At 25.7% G+C, this 6,028-nt stretch carries 6 protein-coding genes; 2 read left to right on the plus strand and 4 right to left on the minus strand.

All coding sequences use genetic code 11. The annotated features are described in order from the left end of the window. Window positions 1-260: serine hydrolase (locus CD147_RS11870; protein WP_206185159.1), on the plus strand; the 260-nt coding region annotated here is incomplete at its 5' end. A 313-nt stretch (window positions 261-573) separates the two neighbouring features. Then, a complete protein-coding gene (locus CD147_RS11875) occupies window positions 574-984 on the plus strand; it encodes a YolD-like family protein (protein WP_000612779.1) in 411 nt (136 codons plus the stop codon). 42 nt (window positions 985-1,026) lie between these two features. Here the strand turns inward: CD147_RS11875 and CD147_RS11880 are convergent, their stop codons facing one another. From CD147_RS11880 to CD147_RS11895, 4 genes are read right to left on the minus strand one after another with little or no spacing between them, the layout of a single operon-like run. Then, window positions 1,027-2,397 carry a hypothetical protein gene (locus CD147_RS11880; protein ID WP_000368919.1) on the minus strand — a complete coding sequence of 457 codons (1,371 nt, stop codon included), beginning with the start codon at window positions 2,395-2,397 and terminating at the stop codon, window positions 1,027-1,029. 4 nt (window positions 2,398-2,401) lie between these two features. Continuing rightward, a complete protein-coding gene (locus CD147_RS11885) occupies window positions 2,402-2,767 on the minus strand; it encodes a DUF6262 family protein (protein WP_000410574.1) in 366 nt (121 codons plus the stop codon). Window positions 2,768-2,775: 8 nt separating this feature from the next. Continuing rightward, window positions 2,776-4,839: a tyrosine-type recombinase/integrase gene (locus CD147_RS11890; protein ID WP_000026850.1), complete on the minus strand. Its 2,064-nt coding sequence runs from the start codon at window positions 4,837-4,839 to the stop codon at window positions 2,776-2,778. Window positions 4,840-4,841: 2 nt separating this feature from the next. Further along, the gene (locus CD147_RS11895; protein WP_000706213.1) at window positions 4,842-5,954 is read right to left on the minus strand and encodes a tyrosine-type recombinase/integrase; all 1,113 of its coding nucleotides are present in this window, start codon (window positions 5,952-5,954) and stop codon (window positions 4,842-4,844) included. Window positions 5,955-6,028: the final 74 nt, after the last annotated feature.

Here is a 6,028-nt window from a genome sequence, read left to right on the forward strand (position 1 = left end):
AGATGTGTATAAGAGACAGGTTAAATAATAAAAACGGAGACACTTTAATTAAAGATGGTGTTCCAAAAGACTATAAGGTTGCTGATAAAAGTGGTCAAGCAATAACATATGCTTCTAGAAATGATGTAGCTTTTGTTTATCCTAAGAACCAATCTGAACCTATTATTTTAGTCATTTTTACGAATAAAGACAATAAAAGTGATAAACCTAATGATAAATTGATAAGTGAAACCGCCAAGAATGTAATAAACAAATTTTAATAGTCTAAATGTACTACAAAAACTGATATAATTCTATCTTTCATAAAACTTCATAATATCGAAGAACATATATATTATTTATAATTATATATGTTCTATTTTTTTATGTTCACATTTTTTAAAAGAGAAAATACTATTAACATACCAAACATCATAATTCCAGTTACTATAATTATAAATGCTCGATAATCTTACTCAACTTTTCCATATAGAAAATAACTTATTTTAAATTAATTAATTAATCACATTAAAAAATTATATAATCCTTGCCAAAAAAGAACATACGTTCTACAATGATGATGAGGTGGTAAACATGATTCCAAATCCTAATGCGCCAGATGAATATAAATATGAAACTGATTATAGAAAAATACCAAGAAAATATTTAAACCCTAAAATCCCTCAAGGGCGTGGAAAAATCAAATGGCAAGCTTTTGCGACTCTCCCGCAACAGTTTGAAATTTTAGAACAAATTATAAAGGATCAAAATAAAATAGAAAAACCATTGCTAACACATGATTCATTAGATAATTTAGATCAGATTTTTCAAATAAAAATTCAAAATGATGAGTTATGTACAATCTCATATTGGGAAGACGGTAACATTTCAAAATATACAGGAAAAATTTTAAAAAAGGATGAAATTAGTAATACATTTTCCTTTTCTGATACTAACAATAATATATATAATTTAAATAATGCTAACGTTTGTAGTATCACTTAACACTATTTAAACTTTTAAAAAGTTTAAATAGTGTTCTTATAATTACCTTTTTCGAAATACTTCTAGCAAAATCATTATAAGTATCATACTGATATTAAATATATTATTTTTATCACTGAAAAAAATTTCTACTACTTGGAAAATTGATAAAAGACTTATTATTAACAAAAGTTTATTTAATTTTTCGCTTCTTTCTTCTTCCTTATATGACTGCTCCAATTCAATTAGTGATAATTCTTCTTTGTTTAATTCTTCAATATATTGTGGAGATTTAAAATCATTATTATTCTTTAGATACAAATATAAATATAAACTAGGTAAAAGCTCTGTTCTATAAATAATTGCAATAGATCTCTTGAAATTTAGTATCCATTGTCTAAAATATAGGGCTTCTTTTTTTCCATTTAAATTATATTGTTGATACCCATACAATTGTAATTCATTTAACATAGTTTCTAAGAAAAAGAAATTAGCAGAACTATTGAAATAAAGTGCCATTTGAGAACATTTTTCTAAAACATCTTCTTCTTGCTCATCCATCCAAACTACAAAAACAGATGCTTTATTCAAGAAGTTTATATAATTATCGCTATAACCATCTTGCCTAAAATGTTTACTTTTTCCTTCAAATGAAAAAATAGGCGCATTTACTAACCACTCTTGAATCTTCACGTCCTCATAGAAAGGATCATCAGTAAATTCATTTTCATTAGCTAAATAATAAACTTCAAAACCCATATTTTTAGATACTTTATATTCAAAAATATCCTTACTATTAATTTTTATAATTCTATTAATTTGTCTAGAAACATCTCTAATATTTTTACAATGTCTATTACCATACAATTGATACTGTCTTTGTCTATTATTTTTTTCTTGATTAATTAGAGGATATATCTTATCTTTTACACATGAGAAAGTACTATACAAGTCGCTTCCAAAGTTTATACTCTCTAAGTCTTCAATGATTTCTATAACAAATGTACCATTGTTAAATATAGTTAAGGTTAAAAAAAATAAATTCAAAGTGTTCTCATGAGTAATTTCAATATGTGGAGTGAATATATATTTTTTATATTTGTATCCATGTATATTATTTTGATCAAACAATCCATCATTAATATTTGCATTAGTAGCAAATTTTTCTAAAAATTTTTCTAGTTTTTCGTGATATTCTTTTGTATGTCTTTTATATCTTCCAGGTAAAATCCAATAATCATAATTTACCGGGGGGTTGTCAGGAGATAAAATGCGTATAACTCCTTTTACATTCAATAGAATTTCCTCAATTTTTTCAAACCAAGGGTTCATGTTATTATCTTTTATATTTATAGCAGTAGCATATTGATATGTTACTTTATAGCCTTGTAATTTATTAATATCTTCTAGAATCTTTTCAATTTTATTGTCCATTATTTTAAATATCCTCATACAGCCTAGAATATAAAACGCTAATTTCTTCTTTCAACATTTTTTTCTCTTTTTCTAAAGAATTTACTTTTCTTTTTAAAGAGGAGATTAACGCATCTTTACCGTCATTTTTATTTTTATGAACAAATATTTCTCTGTTTTGTTCACGTAACTTCTCTATTTTCTTTCGAATTTTATTATTTTTATATAATGTAGCTTTCGAAACTTTTGAATGTTTAGAAACGATGTTAAAGTTAATTTCTTTATTTTTTTGAACTAAATCATTTATTGCTTTATCAACTTTTTTCTCGGTTTTAACTTTTCGTTCTGCATGCAACTGTTTTAATTGTTCTTGTCTATTAAATTTTTCCATCTTAACCTCTATACTTTTATTCTATTACTTCTCCCGAATATAATGTTTCCATCTTTTATATTACCTAGTATTTCTTCATATTTATTTAATATATTTATATGCTTTTCAACCATATCTTGTCTATTATTATTTTTAGCTAATTCTATAGATTTGACCGTTGATTTGATATGTAATTCATATTTTTCAACATCTAAATCAGAAAATCCAATAGCTAAATCCTTACATGGTTTCCCAGAATTACAAGTCAGGCATGGCGGAGCTTCCATGTATGGACAATCACCACTCAATCTAGCATGACAAGTGCCATAAGGATTGTCCATTGCGTTTAATTTATGTTCTTGCCATAAAGAATTCAATGCTTTTTCAGATAGTTCACTACTATGCTGTATATTTTTAATTTTACCGTCAACATCAAAACTAAAAGCTCCTTGATCAATAACTGATTCAAAAGCCTTTCTCTTTGTATCATCAAGTAACTTAGCATATCTTAGAGTCATTTCTGGTGAGGAGTGTGCTAATAATTCTTGTATCGTTAATATATCTGCTCCACCATTTAACAATTTTACTGCATAGGTATGTCTAAATTGATGAGTTTTGAAATGGAAGATTTCTCCTTGTTCATCAATAATATTTTTAGTCTTTGATAAATGATTTAAGTGTGCTCTGACCATATGTTGTGTAAAGGGCATTCCCTTTCTTTTTCCTTTATAAATAGCAAAAATATAATTATTAGGATTATTATCTTTTGTACTTTTACTTTTAGAATCGGCTATTAAAACTGCTATTATATCAGCTAATTTATTATCAATTGGTATTCTATGTCCTTTAACAAAAGTTTTAGCAATATCTGTGATTATTGAATACTTTCCATTAACTTTTGCAAGGCAATTATTTTGTAATGTCAATACATCAGAAATTCTTAATCCTGTTTTAAAAGCTATCCAAACTACAGGTATTAAATCTTTATGCAAATCATTTATATGCTCAAAAAGCTGTTCCAATACAAAATCTGGGATATAATCAATTTGGCTACTATTTTTCTTTTCGTGTTTAGGTAAGTCTTGAGGATAAATTAAAAATCGTATATCTTGGTACGGTGCTATAGCATAGTTTTGAGTTATAATATCGTTTAAGAACCTTCTAATTGTTTTTAATTCTTCTCTCACAAAATTCTTAGTACTTTGCAAATGTTTATTAGCTGCATATTCAAACAAAAATTCTATATATGCTTCGATATGACATCTATCTAGTTCATTTAAACTATTCCTTGTTTCTTTATTTTTAGATATATTTTGAAAAAACCTAGTTAAAACTCTTATATAAAACCTTGCTGTAGCAAATGCTATATCACCAGTTATCAAACGATTTTTTAAATATTTTTTTGCTAATTCTCGCATTTTAATTGACTCAATTTTTTCAAAGTTTAAATAATTGCCAGTTAGTGTTTTATTATAACTCAATCCATATTTTTCTAAATTTCTAATATCCCATTTATCTTTTTCCCATTCTTCTCGCTTATCAATGAACTTAATTAGATTAATGTACATATTCTTTAAAAAAGAAGCCAGTCCGCTTTTGTATTCATAATCACCAAAAACTATTGTTGATGATCTTCTTTTTATTGGTATATTATTTTCAGTCAGCCAATTAAACCAGTGCTTTTCTAATGTATTTATATCACAATCAAGTAAAGAATTTAAATTTGGATAAACTTCATTAAAGAACTTAGCAATCTTATTAAGCTTTACTGCTCCAGTATTAAATAAATTAGATAAGGACCAATCCTCTTTAACTATCAGTTTCAAAAAAAGGTATTTAAATTCTAAATTCAAATTTTTACTTTTAATCCTAAAGAAAACATTTTTTCTTTTGTCTCTATAGTTCTTGATACTATCTTGAAATTGCTTGAATTTGTTAAAAGCTGTAATGTGCCACTCATCATTTTTAAAAAAGTAATCATCATATATTTCAGTTATTAAAACCTCTCCTTTTATATTGATGGTTCTACTTTGTAATGTACATAATTCATTAATCATAGTACTGTTTGTAGGTAAATTAATTGGTATTGACATAGTCATTCCCCTTTATTAAAAACTTGAAATTGATGCTTTACTTTATTCCAATCTTCACGTATATCTTCTTCAGTGGGATGAACATATAAATTAATAGTCGTTTGTATATTACTATGACCAAGTCTTTCTTGAACTTGTTTTATATCCTTAGTTTCATTATAAAAAACAGTTGCATGTGTATGGCGAAATAAATGAGGATGAACATTTATAGATGTTTTATGTTTTAGCCTTTTAAATAATGAATATATATCACTATAATTCATAGCTTCTCCTACATTTCTCCCCTTTATTTTTACAAAAAGATAATCAGAACATATTGAAAGTTCGTCAATTATTTCGTAGACATAATCATCGTATAAATCAATTAACGATTGGGAAATAAATATTTTTCTTTCCCCAGTTTTCAAATAAGTACCATTATCATTAAATCTATTTTTCAAAACTATTTGATGGCCTTTTCTAAAGTCAAATTTAATATCATCAATACGTAATGATAATACCTCACCTATACGTAATCCGGTTTCATATAGTAATTGTATTAAGAATTTATCTCTAATATTATTAGCTTCCTCTAATAATTTCTTAACCTCCGCATTAGTTAACACTTCTATTTTTTTCTTTGGTTCTTTAACTTTCAAAATATTTTTCAACGTTCTATAGTCCTTATTTATGTGATGCATGAAACTTTTATATTTTTTAGAGTATTTACTTTCCATATGCATAAAATCATAGAAATTAACATCTAATTTTTTACTCCTATAGAGATAATCATAAAAATTAGATACTACAGTCATAGTCAGATTAATTGTCTTAGGACTAATGCTTTTTTCTTTTCGGTGATAAGAGAGGACATTCTCATATTCAAAAGGTGTTTTCATCCATCTTATAAAATCAACAAAGTTATCAAAACTAACTTCTTTATAGCATATCTTTTTACTTTCTAAGTAAACAAAAAAATTTTTTAGTGCATAGGCATAGGTTTTCTTGGTATTTAAACTTTTCTTAACACTATCCAGATACTTCAAATATCTTACTGCATCTACTATAGGTTCATTATTACCATCTAAAATCATAAAATTGGTACCATTCTTAGATTTTACTTCTACTATTTTCATAATAATCTCATTTCTAATTTTAATAGTATAAGTATACACTATTCAAATTCTTTTTACATCATACATATTAAACT

It is taken from the genome of Staphylococcus devriesei, assembly GCF_002902625.1.
GTDB classification, from domain to species: domain Bacteria; phylum Bacillota; class Bacilli; order Staphylococcales; family Staphylococcaceae; genus Staphylococcus; species Staphylococcus devriesei.